General features: G+C 50.8%; 14 protein-coding genes. 11 read left to right on the top strand and 3 right to left on the bottom strand.

Annotated features, from left to right (window positions below):
- Positions 1-35: 35 nt before the first annotated feature.
- The 8 genes from C557_RS0101885 (at position 36) to menA (ending at position 10,360) form a co-directional block, all read left to right on the top strand.
- Positions 36-1,364 carry an ABC transporter substrate-binding protein gene (locus tag C557_RS0101885; RefSeq protein WP_018750121.1) on the top strand — a complete coding sequence of 443 codons (1,329 nt, stop codon included), beginning with the start codon at positions 36-38 and terminating at the stop codon, positions 1,362-1,364.
- 97 nt (positions 1,365-1,461) lie between these two features.
- Positions 1,462-3,567, top strand: a complete 2,106-nt coding sequence (locus C557_RS0101880; protein ID WP_018750120.1) for a glycoside hydrolase family 36 protein — start codon at positions 1,462-1,464, stop codon at positions 3,565-3,567.
- A 159-nt stretch (positions 3,568-3,726) separates the two neighbouring features.
- Positions 3,727-4,704 carry an aldo/keto reductase gene (locus C557_RS0101875; protein WP_018750119.1) on the top strand — a complete coding sequence of 326 codons (978 nt, stop codon included), beginning with the start codon at positions 3,727-3,729 and terminating at the stop codon, positions 4,702-4,704.
- 139 nt (positions 4,705-4,843) lie between these two features.
- Entirely contained in the window at positions 4,844-5,410 is a 567-nt protein-coding gene (locus C557_RS0101870; RefSeq protein ID WP_018750118.1) for a TetR/AcrR family transcriptional regulator, read from the top strand.
- A 191-nt stretch (positions 5,411-5,601) separates the two neighbouring features.
- On the top strand, positions 5,602-7,098 hold the full coding sequence (locus C557_RS0101865) for an MDR family MFS transporter (RefSeq protein WP_018750117.1): 1,497 nt from the start codon (positions 5,602-5,604) through the stop codon (positions 7,096-7,098).
- 262 nt (positions 7,099-7,360) lie between these two features.
- Entirely contained in the window at positions 7,361-8,395 is a 1,035-nt protein-coding gene (gene hemH, locus C557_RS0101860; protein WP_018750116.1) for a ferrochelatase, read from the top strand.
- 125 nt (positions 8,396-8,520) lie between these two features.
- Complete coding sequence (locus C557_RS0101855) at positions 8,521-9,069, top strand: hypothetical protein (RefSeq protein ID WP_018750115.1); 549 nt, start codon at positions 8,521-8,523, stop codon at positions 9,067-9,069.
- Between the two features lie 346 nt (positions 9,070-9,415).
- Positions 9,416-10,360, top strand: a complete 945-nt coding sequence (menA, locus tag C557_RS0101845; RefSeq protein ID WP_018750113.1) for a 1,4-dihydroxy-2-naphthoate polyprenyltransferase — start codon at positions 9,416-9,418, stop codon at positions 10,358-10,360.
- A 93-nt stretch (positions 10,361-10,453) separates the two neighbouring features.
- Here menA and C557_RS0101840 read toward each other — a convergent pair whose 3' ends face one another.
- Positions 10,454-10,960 carry a hypothetical protein gene (locus tag C557_RS0101840; RefSeq protein ID WP_018750112.1) on the bottom strand — a complete coding sequence of 169 codons (507 nt, stop codon included), beginning with the start codon at positions 10,958-10,960 and terminating at the stop codon, positions 10,454-10,456.
- A gap of 207 nt (positions 10,961-11,167) precedes the next feature.
- Here C557_RS0101840 and C557_RS25130 point away from each other — a divergent pair, with 207 nt between their 5' ends.
- A complete protein-coding gene (locus C557_RS25130) occupies positions 11,168-11,344 on the top strand; it encodes a hypothetical protein (protein WP_018750111.1) in 177 nt (58 codons plus the stop codon).
- 76 nt (positions 11,345-11,420) lie between these two features.
- Here C557_RS25130 and C557_RS0101830 read toward each other — a convergent pair whose 3' ends face one another.
- Complete coding sequence (locus tag C557_RS0101830) at positions 11,421-12,245, bottom strand: aldo/keto reductase (RefSeq protein ID WP_018750110.1); 825 nt, start codon at positions 12,243-12,245, stop codon at positions 11,421-11,423.
- 206 nt (positions 12,246-12,451) lie between these two features.
- Here C557_RS0101830 and C557_RS0101825 point away from each other — a divergent pair, with 206 nt between their 5' ends.
- Entirely contained in the window at positions 12,452-13,234 is a 783-nt protein-coding gene (locus tag C557_RS0101825) for an ABC transporter ATP-binding protein (RefSeq protein WP_026263241.1), read from the top strand.
- Positions 13,235-13,237: 3 nt separating this feature from the next.
- The gene (locus tag C557_RS0101820; RefSeq protein ID WP_018750108.1) at positions 13,238-14,878 is read left to right on the top strand and encodes a hypothetical protein; all 1,641 of its coding nucleotides are present in this window, start codon (positions 13,238-13,240) and stop codon (positions 14,876-14,878) included.
- Between the two features lie 73 nt (positions 14,879-14,951).
- Here C557_RS0101820 and C557_RS0101815 read toward each other — a convergent pair whose 3' ends face one another.
- Positions 14,952-15,974 (bottom strand): ABC transporter substrate-binding protein, encoded by a 1,023-nt coding sequence (locus C557_RS0101815; protein ID WP_018750107.1) that lies wholly within the window; start codon positions 15,972-15,974, stop codon positions 14,952-14,954.
- Positions 15,975-16,063: the final 89 nt, after the last annotated feature.

Genomic DNA, 16,063 nt, shown 5'->3' with positions numbered 1-16,063 from the left:
TGTTAACAACTTCAAAGAAGCGGGGGCGTTATGAAATGAAGAAAAAGATCCTTGCCCTATCCTTCAGCCTGGTGCTGATTATGGGGCTGCTGTCAGCTTGTGGCGGGAACGGCAACAACGCTGAGGGCAATGGAGCCGGAGGCGCCAATGCTGGAGGCAATAATGCAGCAGCGGATGAATCCAAACCGGTTACCATTAACATGTTTACAGCTTCGCCCGAATACACGGATGCCTTCAACGCCTACATCAAAGAATACAAACAAGTGAAGCCCAATGTAACTATTAATCTGGAGATTATGCAGGCGGACTACAATACCGTGCTCAAATCGAGAATTGCTGCCGGAAGCACACCGGATGTCTTCCAAACAACGGCAGGCGGCGATATCGACACCTTTGCGGAGTACAGTGCCGATCTGACGAACGAGCCGCTGGCCGCAGCCATGACGGACGCTGTTCGCGCCAATATGAGCTCGACGGACGGCAAGGTGCTGGGACTGCCGGTCAAGGGCAACCTGTTCTCCCTGATTTACAACAAAGAATTGCTCGACCAAGCGGGAGTGGCCACCTTCCCGAAAACAGTGGCAGAGCTGGATGATGCCATCACCAAGCTGGAAGCCAAGGGAATTACCCCATTCGCCAATGCCTATAAGGAATGGTGGGTATGGAAGCACGTCTTCCAGCACTTCGTGAATGCAGCAGCACAAGATGCAGGGGTAACTTCACAGGAATTAGTAAGCGGATTCATTGCCGGAGATGTTAAAATCAAGGATTATCCGGTGCTCTACAACAACTTCTTCAGCTTCATCGATACGACCGTCAAGCATGGTACGGACAAACCGCTCGAACGTGACAGCAATGCTGAAGTTAGCGATTTTGCTTCCGGCAAAGCGGCCATCATGACAGGTAAAGGTGCATGGGACGAAGAAGCAATTAAGAAAATTACGCCGGACATTAAAATTGGCATCGCCGGATACCCGGTCAGCGACAAGCCGGAGCAGGCGACGATTATTACAGGTGCGGACCAAGCGTTGCGCATTAACAAGGATTCGGCCGTCGTCAAGGAGACCATTGAATTCTTCAACTGGCTCTACACTTCGGATTATGGGAAGAACTGGTTCTCTAGCGTAGCGAAAGTTATCCCTCCAATCAAGGATGCGCCGATGCCGGAACTCGATATGCCACAGCAAATGAATGAAATTTTGGCCTCTGAGCCATCGGGTGATTTGTCGATCAACTATTCGCTGGATACGTTCCATCAAAAATTCGGCGAAATTATGCAGGCCTATATTGGTGGCAGCAAAACGAAAGATCAGGCTGTGACTGAAATCGAACAGGCCTGGGTGCAACTGGGTTCCGCTCAATAAAGATTAAAGATGTACCTACGATGAACTCAGCACCATCCTCGGTGCTGAGTTCATTTTGCTATCATCAAGATCATAACGAAGCTAAGGAGGAACTACGATGTCCAGACTCATTCAACTGATGGAAAACGGTCTTCATCTGGTGCTGGAGGTGACCGCGGAGAAGGATGTGCGTTTGTTGCATTTCGGTACGGAGGAATGGGTGGATGAACTGCTGCATGAAGAACAGAAGCCAGGCTTTCGTCTCATGGAGCTGCAACTGACAGGAGAAGACCGGGGAGAACATCATGGGCGAACGCATCGTGCGAGCTACCCGGGTCTTCGCATGGCTTATGTCAGTCATACAGATATAAGAAATCAGCTTGGCCGCAAGCTGGAGCTAACCCTGTGCGATCCGGTAACTTCATTGCAAGCTGTGCAGCACTTCCAGTTCTTTGATGGGCTGCAAACGATTCGTTCCTGGGTCACACTGTTTAATGCCGGGTCAAATGCGTTGGGCGTTGAGTATGTGTCCTCCTTTGCTTTGAATGGGCTGGATAAGGAGGGACGGCAGGATCGTGACGAGAAGATGTTCCTGTCTATTCCGCATACAGGCTGGCAAAGTGAGCTGCAATGGCGGACATATCGTCTGCCGGAGTTGGGACTCTCTCATATGACGGACCGTAGTTCCAAACGGATATCCTGTAGTAATACAGGGTCCTGGTCTACGGCAGAGCATGTTCCTATGGCGGTGCTGGAGAATCGGGAAGCTGGAAACAGTCTGTTCTGGCAGATTGAGCACAACGGCTCCTGGCATTGGGAGATGTTGGACCAGAACGATTATTTGACACTGCTGATCAGCGGGCCCACCGAGCACGAAAATCACTGGTGGATATCACTTGCACCGGGTCAGTCATTTGTGAGCGTACCGGTGGCGGTCGGAGCGGTGTATGGTGGCTTTGAGCAGGCGGTTGGCCAACTGACTGCTTACCGCCGGCGTATTCGCCGCCCGAATGCTGACAATCGGGATTTGCCGATTATATTTAATGATTACATGAACTGTCTATGGGGCTCGCCAACTACAGCGAAGCTCCTGCCACTCATCGATGCCGCCGCAGAGGCAGGCTGCGAATACTTCTGCATTGACGCCGGCTGGTATGCGCCGGGTGAATGGTGGGATGGTGTAGGGGAATGGCTGCCTTCCTCCGAGCGATTCCCCGAAGGCATCAAATATGTATTGGATTATATACGGGGCAAAGGCATGGTTCCGGGGCTGTGGCTGGAGCTTGAGGTGATGGGCATCCGCAGTCCAAAGCTGGCAGAGACGGATGATAGCTGGTTCTTCATGCGGCATGGCAAGCGAATGATGGACCGCAGCCGTTATCAGCTGGATTACCGCAACCCGCAGGTCATTGCCCATGCGGATGAAGTCATTCGTCGTCTGGTGGAAGACTATGGTGTAGGCTATATCAAGATGGACTACAACATCAATGCCGGTATCGGCACCGAGCTGGCGGCGGACAGCTATGGTGATGGATTGTTGCAGCATAACCGCGCTTATCTGGCCTGGCTGGACGGGATTTTTGCCCGTTACCCCGATTTGGTTATCGAAAATTGTTCCAGCGGCGGGATGCGTATGGATTATGCCATGCTAAGCCGGTACAGTATTCAATCGACCAGCGATCAGGAGGATTACGTGAACTACGCGATGATCGCCGCAGCTTCGCCTTCGGCCCTGGCCCCCGAGCAATCAGCCATCTGGTCCTATCCGCTGCGGGAGGGGGATGATGAAGAGGTTGTCTTTAACATGGTCAATGCCTTGCTGCTGCGGGTGCACCAGAGCGGGCATCTTGCTGAGCTGAGCGCTCGCCGCCGTGCGCTGGTTAAGGAAGCGTTGGATTATTACAAGCTGATTCGCAGGGATATTCCAGAGGCCTTTCCTTTCTGGCCGCTAGGCTTGCCCAAACGGGAGGATCACTGGATGAGCCTGGGACTTCGCCGCACAGAGAAGCCGGTCATTTATTTAGCAGTATGGCGGGTTGGTGGGGACGCTTCTTCACAGGTGCTGTCACTTCCCGAGCTTAGGGGAGAGGAATTGTCCATTCGTTGTGCCTACCCGCAAAACTTCGCAGGGACATGGAACTGGGATGCCGCAGCAGGGAATCTGAAAGTAACGTTACCTCAGGCTAGAACGGCCCGACTATTTGAAATCCGGCGTGGGCAGTGAGGGTGAACCAGTTAGATAGGGAGATAGCTTAATAGGAGACGGCAGACTTTTATCCAACCGCCCATCTGGTATATAATGGTTGTGGACTTCATCCAGACAAGTTTTGGGCAATAGGTCAAGCTAAGCACCTGATATCAAAACATTGAGGAGGCTGCAGTCATGAAGTATACGAGCTTGGGAAGAACCGGTTTAAAGGTAAGCCGTCTGTGCTTGGGCACGATGAATTTCGGCCCTACCACCGAGGAGAAGGAAGCATTCAGAATTATGGATGCGGCGCTTGATGCAGGCGTCAACTTCTTCGATACAGCGAATGTGTACGGTGGGACGCCGCATCGCGGGTGGACCGAGGAAATTATCGGACGTTGGTTCGCCCAAGGCGGCGGACGCAGGGAGAAGGTTGTGCTGGCCACCAAAGTATACGGCGGCATGGGCGACGCGGAGACGGATCCGAATGGGGGGCCCGGCTTGTCGGCCTATAAGATTCGCCGTCATCTGGAGGACTCGCTGCGCCGGCTTGGCACGGACCACATCGAACTGTATCAGATGCATCATATTGACCGGAACGTGAGCTGGGACGAGCTATGGCATGCTTTTGAAATCGCCCAGCATCAAGGGAAGATCGGTTACGTCGGGTCTAGCAACTTCGCTGGGCGCGACTTGGTGAAGGCTCAATACGAAGCTAAGGCTGGGGGACGGCTGGGATTGGTCTCTGAGCAGCATAAGTATAGCCTGCTGTGCCGTTTGCCGGAGCTGGAGGTGTTGCCTGCTGCCGAAGAGCTGGGCATTGGCGTTATTCCATGGAGCCCGCTGGACGGCGGTGTTCTTGGCGGGAATCTGAATCCGCAGCCTGGCTCCAGAACGGCCAAGCAAGCAGAGCGGGTGGAGAAGCTGCGTCCGCAGCTAGAGAAGTTCTCCAAGCTGTGCAAGGAATTAGGTGAATCGGAAGCCACGATTGCCTTGGCCTGGACACTGGCCCATCCCGCTGTGACCGCCCCGATTATCGGGCCACGCACACTGGAGCAATTCGAGGAATCCTTGCGGGTAGTCGAGGTGGAATTGACCAGCGAGACATTGCAAGCGATCGACGAGATTTTCCCGGGTCCTGGAGGCGAAGCTCCAAGGGCGTATGCCTGGTAAGCTGATTTTTGATTCGCTGTGCACGATATAAATACTCCATAAACTGTGAGGCGGGCAAGTGTTGACACTTGGCTCGCCTTTCGTATATTATCATGTAGACTGATCGGTCTAATTCCACGAAAGAAAGAGGAAGAGCGGTATGTCCACTGAGAACCCAACGCGCCGGCTACTGATCGAAACGACGGCCAAATTGTTGCAAAATCAAGGCTACAACGCTACCGGCTTGAATCAGATTACTCAGCTTAGCGGTGCGCCCAAAGGATCGTTATACTACCACTTTCCTGATGGCAAGGAACAGTTGGCTTGTGAAGCTGTGGGTCACACGAAGAAGGTAACGCTGGCTGGTCTGTGCGCCGCACTTAATGCTTCGCCCGATGCAGTGACTGCCGTACAAGGACTTTTTACCTTCATTGCCGACAAATATGATCAGGATGCGGATTTAGGCATTCCGGTTGGCATTGTGGCGCATGAGACGGCAAGAAATAATGAGAACATTCGTCAAGCTTGCTGTGGTGTGTATCATGCCTGGATTGAGGAATTTGAGAAGAAGTTCAATAGCTGTGGCTATGGGGCGGAGGAGGCTGCTGATTTGGCGGTGGTAATCAACGGCATGGTAGAAGGGGCTATCATTATGTGTCTGACGCAAAAAAGCAGTGACCCGTTGCGTACGACGGCGAAGCTGATCCCGCGATTGTTCAAGGTATAGGCATAAGCAATATTAATTTAAATTTTATATATAGAACGGTCTAATAGACAAAGTGGCAAAGCCCAGGCTAGGTTGTTATGCGATACATTTCGCTGGTGGCCTCCCTGTTCATATACACATACAGAGTAAGTAGAGAAATAGAGAGAAGAGAGATTTAACTACAATAGGATAGTTTGGAGGTACCCTGTACAATGAATATGTCAACGCAAGCTGCATCACAAGGAGCGGGACTTGAGGGGATCAAGCGTCTTCCCATTACAATTGCCCTGGTGATCGGGGCCTTCGTGTCCATTTTGAATGAAACCTTGCTGAATGTAGCTTTTACGGATTTAATGCACGAGTTTCAGGTTGGGCCATCCACCATACAATGGCTGTCTACCTCTTATATGCTGGTGATTGGTATCCTTGTGCCTATTACGGCGCTGTTAATGCAATGGTTTACAACAAGACAAATGTTCTTATCCGCCATGCTGTTATTCCTGGTCGGTACCATCGTCTGCGGCATAGCTCCTTCATTTAGTGTGCTGCTGCTGGGCCGGGTGATTCAGGCTATCGGCACGGGGCTGCTGCTGCCGGTGATGATGAATACCATGATTTCAATCTATCCTCCTGAAAAAAGAGGCACGGCCATGGGTACCATCGGGCTGGTTATTATGTTTGGTCCTGCTATCGGCCCGACGATATCCGGGTTAATTCTGGATGCCTTCGATTGGCGCTGGTTATTTTATCTGGTGGTTCCGCTGGTTGTGTTCTCCATTCTGTTTGGTGCAGCGTATCTGCGTAATGTATCCGAGATTACGAGACCCAAGGTGGATATTGTCTCCATTCTGTTGTCTACGGCGGGCTTCGGCGGTATTGTGTACGGCTTTAGCAGTGCAGGCGAGGGTGAAGGCTGGTCCAGCCCTATCGTCTATACTTGTCTGATTGTCGGCTTTGTATCGTTGATTCTGTTCGTTTGGCGGCAGTTGAAGGTGGCTGAGCCTACACTCGATGTCCGGGTGTTCAAATATCCGATGTTTGCCTTATCGGCAGCTTTACTGATGGTAATGATGATGACGTTGTTCTCCACGATGATCATTCTGCCGATGTATCTGCAAGGTGCCCTGATGATGGTTCCATTTGTGGCGGGGCTGGTCCTGCTTCCCGGTGGGATCGTTAATGGATTGATGTCGCCGATAGCCGGCCGACTGTTCGATAAGTTCGGTCCACGAGGATTGATTACACCCGGGTTGCTGATCGTGGTCACAACGATTTGGTTCATGCGTGGCCTAGAGACGACGACCCCTGTTGGGACGGTCATCGGACTTCATATTGCACTGCTCGTAGGTATATCCCTGGTCATGATGCCTGGACAGACGACAGGGCTTAACCAATTGCCGCGCAGACTATATCCGCACGGTACGGCCATTATGAACACGCTGCAACAGGTATCCGGAGCGATCGGAACGGCATTGTTCATGGGGATCTTCTCCAACGGGCAGGTTCGTTATCTGGCAGGCGTGGCTGACCCGGAGTCGGTCACAGAGAAGGCAAATGCTCTGGTGTTCGGCTTGCATAGCTCATTTAGTATTTCCATGTACGTCGGCATCGTGGCACTTTTGATCGGTTTCTTCTTGCGTCGTACCGAGGCGCCGGTAGAAACGCCGCTGAAGCCGGAGTTCAAACCGGAAGTGAAGACAGAGGGATAAGCTTGGCTGAATTCAAGATTCAACGCTGGACTTACCTCCTGAATCACTTTGTGATTCAAAAATGACTTTTTGAACTGCTTTTATAAGGGTCGCTTCTCAGGCCGCTGACACCGGCTTGAGAAGCGACCCCTTTGGCGTCTGAACCGATTTGTACCGCAGACATTTGTGAACATTTTGGAAATGTTAGCTGCGGGAGTTGAACATGCGTGGGGGAACGGGGATGATGGATAGAGGATATGACAGACTGGAGTGAACCCGTGATATGAAGAAGTCCAGCCTCATCGGTGTGCTGCTGGCACAGATTGGTACGCCTTCCGCTCCGACAGCAAAGGCGGTGCGCCCTTATTTACATCGTTTTCTCTCGGACCGACGAGTCATTGACTATTCGCCACTGCTGTGGCAGCCGCTATTGTGCGGCATGATCTTGACTGTCCGCCCCCGCAAGTCGGCCAAGCTCTACCGGCAGATTTGGACCAGGCAAGGCTCGCCTCTGCTACTTCATTCACTGCGCCAGCAGGAGGGCTTGCAGCAGAGACTGGGTGGTGTATACAAGGTCGAGCTTGGCTTTGCCTACAGCAATCCCGATATCCGTGAAGCTATGCACCGTCTGGAAGCGGCGGGAGCAGAGCGTATTCTGGTGCTGCCGCTCTTCCCGCAATACTCGTCCACGACGACCGCTGCCGTTTACGATGCGGCCTGCTTCGCCGCGCTTGGGAAGAGCCGGAGCCATGGTTCTTCCGCGAAAAGATTCGTGCCCGCTCTGCGCCTGGCCGAAGCGTTCTTTGACCACCCCGGCTATATCCGCGCGATGCAGGAGCACCTGGCTGAGCAAGCGAGGGGCCTGGCGGAGCCGCCAGAGCGATTCGTGCTCAGCTTCCATGGCATTCCGCAGCGGTATGCGGATACCGGCGACCCGTATCCCCAGCAGTGTCAGGAGACAGCACAGCGGCTGGCTGAAGCGATGGGCTGGTCGCCCGAGCGATGGGCGATAGCTTATCAGTCACGGTTTGGACCGGAGCCCTGGCTGGGGCCTACTACGGAGGAAGTGCTTCGCGGCTTCACCGAACGTGACGCAGCGCGGACCATGGTCTTCGCGCCAGGCTTTGCCGCCGATTGTCTGGAGACAATATATGAGCTGGGCGTGGAGGCTCGGCATCATCTGATGTCCGATGCAGCCGGCTCCCTGAACACCTCGCCTGCTGAGTTTCGTCTAGCCCCTTGCCTGAACGACCATCCGGCGTGGCTGGATTTTCTGGCGGATTTCGCTCGGGATAGCACTGCTGGCTGGGGAGGATAAAAAGATTTTGTTACCCGATTTAACCTGTGTGAGACCCTTTTAAGATCTAATAATCATATAATAAGGAAGCAGGGCATACCTTCAATCTGAGTGCCTAAACATGTAGACAGGAAAGGCGGAGCAAGATGAAGAATGGATTGCTGGCAGTAGTTCCTTTGCTTCTGATGATGATGTTTTCTTCGGTGGATGCCAGACTGGCAACGCCGGGATGGATGCAGGCCGAGCCCGAAGTAGCGACAGCCGCTCTATTCGTGGAGGCTCCTGATTCTCTCTCGGTCACCGTCTATCTGCATGATGTGCAGATGAGTCAGAGGGGCGGAGTGTTGCTGGCAGACCCTATCCAGTGGTATGAAGGTGAGCAGGCAGGTAGAGTATTTGCAGAGCGCGAGCCGGATGCAGGGATCGACGGCCCGCCTGACGGGTATTACATTGTGAATGACACAGAGGAACAGATCACTTATTCCGTAGCTCCGGATGCCGAGGTGCGCCTGCAAATTTATGATCGGACCAAGCAAGGTGGGGATATGAACATTCAGTGGAATGAGGCTGTATCTCCGCACCAGTTCAGCAAGCTGTTCCATCAGAGGGAACGACTTGATTTGGGATGGTTCCCTTATCATTTGACCATCACCGAGGGGCAGGTTGTGCGAATCGTGCAGCAGTACATTCCGTAAGGATTGAAAGGCGATGCCTATTCAATTATTCGTGAATCGTTGCTGGAGCGGCCTGCTGCTCTGGAAGCACAGAAGGAATTGGCATATTCAACCGATGCCGAGGAGGTACAGGGTTAAAGCAATAAGACAAGAGGACTGAAGTCCACCGATAGCCAAAGGGCCCCCTGATAGACAGGCTGATATGATTTCGCAGCTTGTTTGTCGATGGGAGGCCTTTTTGTAGGGGTAAGAAACCAATATAGAGTAGCAAGTGAATCAAAAATAAGATATTCTTTGTTAAGTAATGCACAAGCTAGGTGTGGGCCATGTTCCTGCACAAATTACATACAGAGGATGATGGGAAGACATGATGACCAAATTTCTCAGGCTGGTCGAAATTCAGACCAAGGCTGCCAGCCTGATACCACTAATGATGGGGACCTTGTATGCGGTGTACCGGTTCCACACCTTTCAGCCCGGACACTTCGCCTTGATGCTGCTGTCCCTGCTGACCTTCGACATGACAACAACGGCTATTAATAACTACTATGATTATAAAAAAGCTTCCCGCAAGCACGGCTATGGGTATGAGACGCATAATCCGATCGTTAAATACGGGATGAACCCGCATGCGGTACTAGCCCTGATCATCTTGATGTTCGCGGTTGCCGTAGCTGCCGGAATTATGTTGTTCCTGCAGACGGGTTGGCTGCTGCTGTTGCTGGGAGGATTGTCATTTGCCGTAGGCATTTTGTATTCCTTTGGCCCTATTCCTATTTCTCGCATGCCGCTAGGGGAAATTTTTTCAGGTTTATTCATGGGATTTGTCATTATTTTCGTATCGGCCTACGTGCATGCAGGAGACAAGCTGGCTTCCTTGACGCTGGAGGGCGGGGCGATCACGCTGCAAATTCAATTACTTGAAGTGCTGCTGATCTTCCTGATCTCCATCCCCGCGATCTTCGGCATTGCGAATATTATGTTGGCCAACAATATCTGTGATATGGAGGAGGATGTCGAGAACAAGCGTTACACCTTACCGGTCTACATTGGCAAACCGGCGGCATTGCTGCTATTCAGACTGATGTATTATGCGGCTTATGCCGACTTGATCATTCTGATGTTCTTGGGCGTCCATCCGTTGATTCTAGTGATTGTATTGGCAACCGTTGTTCCGGTACATCGCAATATCAAGCAGTTCTCCCAGCAGCCGAGCAAGCAATTCACCTTTCGGCTGGCAGTCCAAAATTTCATTTTGACCAATATGACACGAATCGTTGCCTTGGGCCTGGCCGTTATATTCACTTTATAAGAAAAGAACCTTCAAGACCACTTGCTCTAAAGTGAAGTGTGGTCATGAAGGTTCTTCAGCTTTCTGCTGGATTTTTACCTGCGGCGAGTTGTCTTAACGCTTTTTAGGGGCCAGCATCACGCCAGCACCGATAGCAATCAAGGCAATCGCAAGTACGGGTTGACCAAAGATGAGACGGTTATACAGTGATCCCAGGGAAAAGACGGCAAAGAACAAAAGAGAAAGTGCGGTCAGGATATTAATGGGGATCAGCAAGTATTTGTTCCGGTTGCCAAACCAGTAGAATTCAAATAAGCCAACAGCTGGGGCCAGAATGAAGCCGGGCCATAGATATTCCCAGCTATCAAACAGGGTAGCAAGCTGGCAAACGAGGCCAACGGTGAATAAAATCCCTCCAGGAATCAACAGCCCTATAGCTCTGCGTTCCGACATGGAGAAGTACATCCAGTGAAATAACAGACCAAGCGGAATGATAAACAGTGTGGCCCAGAAGGTGCCGAACAGTGTGCCCGCGCTGATGGCTTCCTTGCGGAAGAACAGAAGATACACTCCTAACAGCATCAGTGCGGGCCCAATCCATGCTTTCTTATTCAAATTCATTATTCCAAATCTCCTTTGCGTATGTACTCACTTGCTAAAGCATACTATAAAAGCCAAAATACGGCTTCGGTCTCTGGGGAAGTCGCAGACTGGACCTAAGTCCAGTCTGTCCCAAGCATAAAAAACCAGACACCAAGAAACGCTAAAGCAAGGGAATTGAAGCGCAACGTTTCCATTCCATAAATGACCCAGGAGGTTGAACAAACTATGAAGCATGATCAGCGTAAACCTAATTCAGGCAACAGCAATAATGGCGATGTCCCTACAGCGGATAATGGTGGGGAGGCCAGGAATGGCAGGAAGGCCCAGATAAAAAATCACCGCAGCGAAAATGGAGAAACGCTTGATGAATTTATTACCGGAAAGGATTTATATGAGGGCTGAATATCTTGTTGCGTAGAGTAAAAAAACACGGGCTGCCGGGGAATTATTCCCCAGCAGCCCGCTTTATGACCGTGGATTAACGTACATGCATATCGTTAGGGTGAGAGCCCTTGCGACGATTTTTATTCAGATCGTTGATTTGTTCCATATCTTCAGCAGCCAACTCAAAGTCAAAGACGTTGAGATTCTCTTCCATTCTGGATGGAGTGACGGATTTGGGGATGACGATGGTTTGATTCTGTAAATGCCAGCGCAGCACAACCTGAGCAGCCGTCTTGCCGTGAGCCTTGGCAATTTGCTGGATCACCTCATCCGCAAGCACTTCGCCACCTTGATCGAGCGGACTCCAGGCTTCTACGAAGATATCGTGCTTGGCACAGAAGGCTTTCAATTCATTTTGCGCCAGATATGGATGGCATTCGACCTGATTCAGTGCAGGCTTGATGTCGGTTTCACTCATTAAGCGCTCCAAGTGCTCAATTTCAAAGTTGCACACACCGATGGCTTTGGTCCGTCCATCCCGATACAGCTTCTCCAGCGCCTTGTAAGTATCTACATATTGATCGAATTTTGGAGTAGGCCAATGTATCAGATACAGGTCTATATAGTCCAGACCCAGCCTTTCCAGACTTTCGTCGAAGGCGCGAAGCGTTTGATCGTAACCCTGATCTGCATTCCATACCTTAGTTGTGATGAACAACTTCTCCCGGGCTATTCCGGAATCCTTGATGGCTTGTCCAACACCTGATTCATTACGATAGATCATGGCCGTATCGATAGAGGTGTAACCTGTTTCTAATGCTTTGCCCACGGCGGCAGCCGCTTCTTCATTGGGTACCTTCCATACACCGAAGCCGAGCTGCGGCATGCGAAGACCATTATTCAAAGTGACGAATTGCATATGCAACACTCCTTTTTATGTACAGAATTTACAGTGGATGGATAAGACCCAGCGGTCTCCACCCATTTGCGATGTGAGTATAACATGGTCAATATCGGTTTGCAAATGGCTCCGAACGGGAGCTCCGAACGGGAGCAAGCTGCCGGATTGGCTAAGCTGATATGGTAAAATAGGATAGGTGAGAGGAGTTGAAAATATTGACGAGGCTGAGCAGAGAACCGGTCATTCGCCTGGTTGATTTGCAGATGAGCTATGGAAGCAAGCAGGTGCTGAATGGCGTTGATCTTGAAGTGTATCCAGGACAAATTATCGGTTATATCGGTCCGAACGGAGCAGGTAAAAGCACTACGGTTAAAATCATGCTTGGCCTGGTGGAAGGATATCGCGGCGAGGTGCTTGTGTTTGGACAAGACCCCAAGCAAGGTGGCGTCGATTACAAGAGACGAATTGGCTATGTGCCTGAAGTGGCAGAAATGTACGAGGCCTTGACAGCCTGCGAATATTTGACGTTTATCGGTGAGCTGTACGGACTGACTGTGGATGAAGCAGAGAGTAAGGCACGTCGCATGTTGCATATCTTCGGCCTGGAGGGTGTATTCCATAATCGAATTTCTACCTTCTCCAAAGGGGTGCGGCAGAAGGTGCTGCTGACATCCAGCTTATTGCACAATCCTGATGTCCTGTTTCTGGATGAACCACTCAGCGGACTTGATGCCAACAGCGTGATGGTGGTGAAAGAGATGCTGGCTCTGCTGGCGGCACAGGGGAAAGCCATTTTTTATTCCTCACATATTATGGACGTAGTGGAGAAGATCAGCAGCCGAATTGTGCTGCTTGATGATGGGCGCATTATGGCGGACGGCAGCTTTGAAGAGTTGAAGGAACGCAGCCAAGAGGGCTCGCTGGAGCAAATTTTTAATCAAATGACGGGATTTAACGACCATCAGAATATCGCCGCACAGTTAGTATCCATCGTCCAAGAGGTGTAGCGGATGAAAGAGATGAGAACACTTCGGGTGCTTGACCGTTTTGCGGGCCTGTTTGAACGAGTGGGTGTGGACTATGCCGTCATGCGGCGTATTCTACAGGTGAAGCTGACAATGGATGGGCGAAGAGTACCTGTATTGTCTGGCGGATCGAAGAAGAATCAGCAGGACACCCCGGATGAGAGTAATCAATTTCTTCGCTCGTTGTGGTTATATGTACTGTTTGGCGGGTTCAGTTCAGTGCTGCTGCTGGCGGGGGACAATTATATTTTTCAAACCAGCTTGTTATTCGGTATCATGATGTTTATGATCATGACCTCAATGATCTCTGACTTCTCAACAGTGCTGCTGGATATCCGGGACCGGAATATTCTTGCGACCAAGCCGGTTAGTAAACGGACAATCACGATGGCCAAGATGATCCATATTTTCATTTATTTATTTTTTATCACCGGGGCGGTTGCAATTATTCCCCTGGCGGTAGGTTTGGTGAAGCATGGAATTTTGTTTTTGTTGATCTTCTTGCTGGAACTGATACTGATGAACTTGCTGATCGTTGTGCTGACTGCGCTGCTGTATTTAACGGTGTTGCGTTTGTTTGACGGGGAGAAGCTGAAGGATATTATCAATTATGTTCAGATTGGCTTAACCATTGCAATCACCGTGGGCTATCAGGTGCTAATTCGTTTGTTTGACTTTACAGCTATAGACATTGCGTTCAAGCCCGCTTGGTGGCAGGTGCTATTGCCGCCCGCGTGGGCAGGTGCGGCCTTTCAGGTGCTGCTTCGTCCGGGAACGGCAACGGATGCCTTTATCGGATTGGCCGTGCTCTCGGTGGTCGTTCCACTGGTGGCCTTCTTTGTCTATCTGAAGCTGATGCCCGCGCTGGAGCGAAACTTGCAGAAGCTGGCGGAACCGGATTCGCGTAGCGAGTCTAAAGGGGGAGGCGTGGTGCGGCGTATAGCTAATTTGCTATGCTCAACGCCCCAAGAGCGCGCGTTCTTCCGATTTGCCTGGACGATGCTGGGGACGGAACGGGACTTCAAGTTGAAGGTGTATCCAACGCTAGGCTTTTCTATTATTTTCCCCTTTATCTTTCTGTTCTCGGGCAACTTTCAGTGGGACAATATGGGGTCTAGCGAGTCTCGCGCCTACCTGCTGATTTATTTCAGCGGTATGATGCTGCCGACAATTATCAAGATGCTGGGGTATTCCAGCCAATATAAAGCAGCCTGGATCTATTATACAGCTCCGCTGGAGAACATGAATCCTGCCTACAAAGGCACATTGCTGGCTTGTCTTATTCGATTGATGCTTCCTTTATTTATTTTCCAGGCAGTTGTGTTTACGGTGTTGTTTGGAGCGGGGATTCTTCCCGATTTGATTATTGTGGGAGTGGCTCTGCAATTCTATGCGATCATGAGCTTCCTGGTTATAAGCAAAGGGCTGCCTTTTTCGGCTCCCTTCGAGTCCATGCAGCAGCAGAGTGGTTTCTTGCGAAACATGGGATTGTTGTTATTCCTCGGGGTCCTGGCCCTGCTGCATCTGGCAGCTTTGCTGATCCCATACGGTGCTATCATCTATGGTGTGCTGCTTATTGCCGTAACCTGGGCAGGCTGGCGCAAAGCTTTCTCTCTCGTCAAGTAACTGCACTTAGTCCATATATAAAATAATACAGGCCCTGCCGGAATACTCTGGCAAGGGCCTGTTCGGCTTGAAGTTATGGGGATACGATGCTGTTCAGAATATCATCGATGATCCGACTGTTGGCTACCACCCCGGTATACAGCCAGCTAGAATCCCTCGCATTCTCATAGACATGTCCATTCTTCACGGCAGGAATGCCCGACCAGATGGGATCGGCTTGCATTTGTTCCTTGGTCATGCTCGTATCATTGATAATAAATAAGTAGTCTGCCTCCAGTTCGGCCAGAACCTCCTTGGAGATAGGATTCCAGTTGGCTTCAGCGGCTTTAGAAATTTCATGTACCTGCGCTGGAACCTTCATGCCCAGATCACTGTAAATAACGTCGCCACTGGACAGCTTCTCATTAACGATAAAGTTGTTCTTTTCTGTCATCCAGATGACAGCCGCCGATACATCACCAAGTTTCTGTTGAATGCTCTCCTTGGCTTGCGTAGCTTTGGCCTCATATTCGTCCAATGCCTTCTGTGCTTCCTCAGATTTGTTCAAGACATCTCCTATGACCAGCAATTCCTTACGCCAATCATTGTTCTGTTCTGCTCCAACTACATACGTAGGTGCGATTTTGGAATATTGCTCATATTTGTCCCCAGTGGCCATGTCTGCGCTATCGAGAATGATCAAATCGGGATCAAAGCTCATGACCGCTTCAAAAGGAAGGTCGAAGGGAACCGGTGGAACATCCTTCAGTGAATCTTGCAAATAAGCCTGCAAGGATGTGCCATCACCAATGGACCATTGAGCCACGGGCGTAACGCCCAGGGCTACCAAGTGATCCTCCAGGTAAGAAGCTAATACGCGCTGCGGATGAGCAGGCACAGCAACCTTGTTGCCGAGACCGTCGGTTACTTCACGTTCGGCAGCCTCTGAATCGGCGGGGTTTTGGTTTGCATTTTGCTCCCCGGCGGTATTGCTGGCAGAGCTGGCATCATTTCCGGTGGCTGGCGTCGTTGTATCCTTGCTTCCACACGCACCCACAATGAGAGTTAGTCCTAGCAGCAAGGCTAAAGCTAACATAAATTTTGCATTTCTCTTCATAACATATTCTCCCCTATCACTCGACGATAATGATAATTATTATCAGATAATATAGTGATTTATGCAAGCTTGTTCTTAACAGGACAGAT

This window comes from Paenibacillus sanguinis 2301083 = DSM 16941 (assembly GCF_000374825.1).
GTDB lineage: Bacteria > Bacillota > Bacilli > Paenibacillales > Paenibacillaceae > Fontibacillus > Fontibacillus sanguinis.
This window is presented reverse-complemented; position numbering and strand designations above follow the sequence as displayed.

Excerpts from the sequence above, each read along its gene's own strand:
- C557_RS0101875 (WP_018750119.1), top strand. The coding sequence starts at position 3,727 with ATGAAGTATACGAGCTTGGGAAGAACCGGTTTAAAGGTAAGCCGTCTG.
- C557_RS0101830 (WP_018750110.1), bottom strand. The coding sequence starts at position 12,245 with ATGCAATTCGTCACTTTGAATAATGGTCTTCGCATGCCGCAGCTCGGC.
- menA (WP_018750113.1), top strand. The coding sequence starts at position 9,416 with ATGATGACCAAATTTCTCAGGCTGGTCGAAATTCAGACCAAGGCTGCC.
- C557_RS0101870 (WP_018750118.1), top strand. The coding sequence starts at position 4,844 with ATGTCCACTGAGAACCCAACGCGCCGGCTACTGATCGAAACGACGGCC.
- C557_RS0101815 (WP_018750107.1), bottom strand. The coding sequence starts at position 15,974 with ATGAAGAGAAATGCAAAATTTATGTTAGCTTTAGCCTTGCTGCTAGGA.
- hemH (WP_018750116.1), top strand. The coding sequence starts at position 7,361 with ATGAAGAAGTCCAGCCTCATCGGTGTGCTGCTGGCACAGATTGGTACG.
- C557_RS0101865 (WP_018750117.1), top strand. The coding sequence starts at position 5,602 with ATGAATATGTCAACGCAAGCTGCATCACAAGGAGCGGGACTTGAGGGG.
- C557_RS25130 (WP_018750111.1), top strand. The coding sequence starts at position 11,168 with ATGAAGCATGATCAGCGTAAACCTAATTCAGGCAACAGCAATAATGGC.
- C557_RS0101840 (WP_018750112.1), bottom strand. The coding sequence starts at position 10,960 with ATGAATTTGAATAAGAAAGCATGGATTGGGCCCGCACTGATGCTGTTA.
- C557_RS0101820 (WP_018750108.1), top strand. The coding sequence starts at position 13,238 with ATGAAAGAGATGAGAACACTTCGGGTGCTTGACCGTTTTGCGGGCCTG.
- C557_RS0101885 (WP_018750121.1), top strand. The coding sequence starts at position 36 with ATGAAGAAAAAGATCCTTGCCCTATCCTTCAGCCTGGTGCTGATTATG.
- C557_RS0101855 (WP_018750115.1), top strand. The coding sequence starts at position 8,521 with ATGAAGAATGGATTGCTGGCAGTAGTTCCTTTGCTTCTGATGATGATG.
- C557_RS0101880 (WP_018750120.1), top strand. The coding sequence starts at position 1,462 with ATGTCCAGACTCATTCAACTGATGGAAAACGGTCTTCATCTGGTGCTG.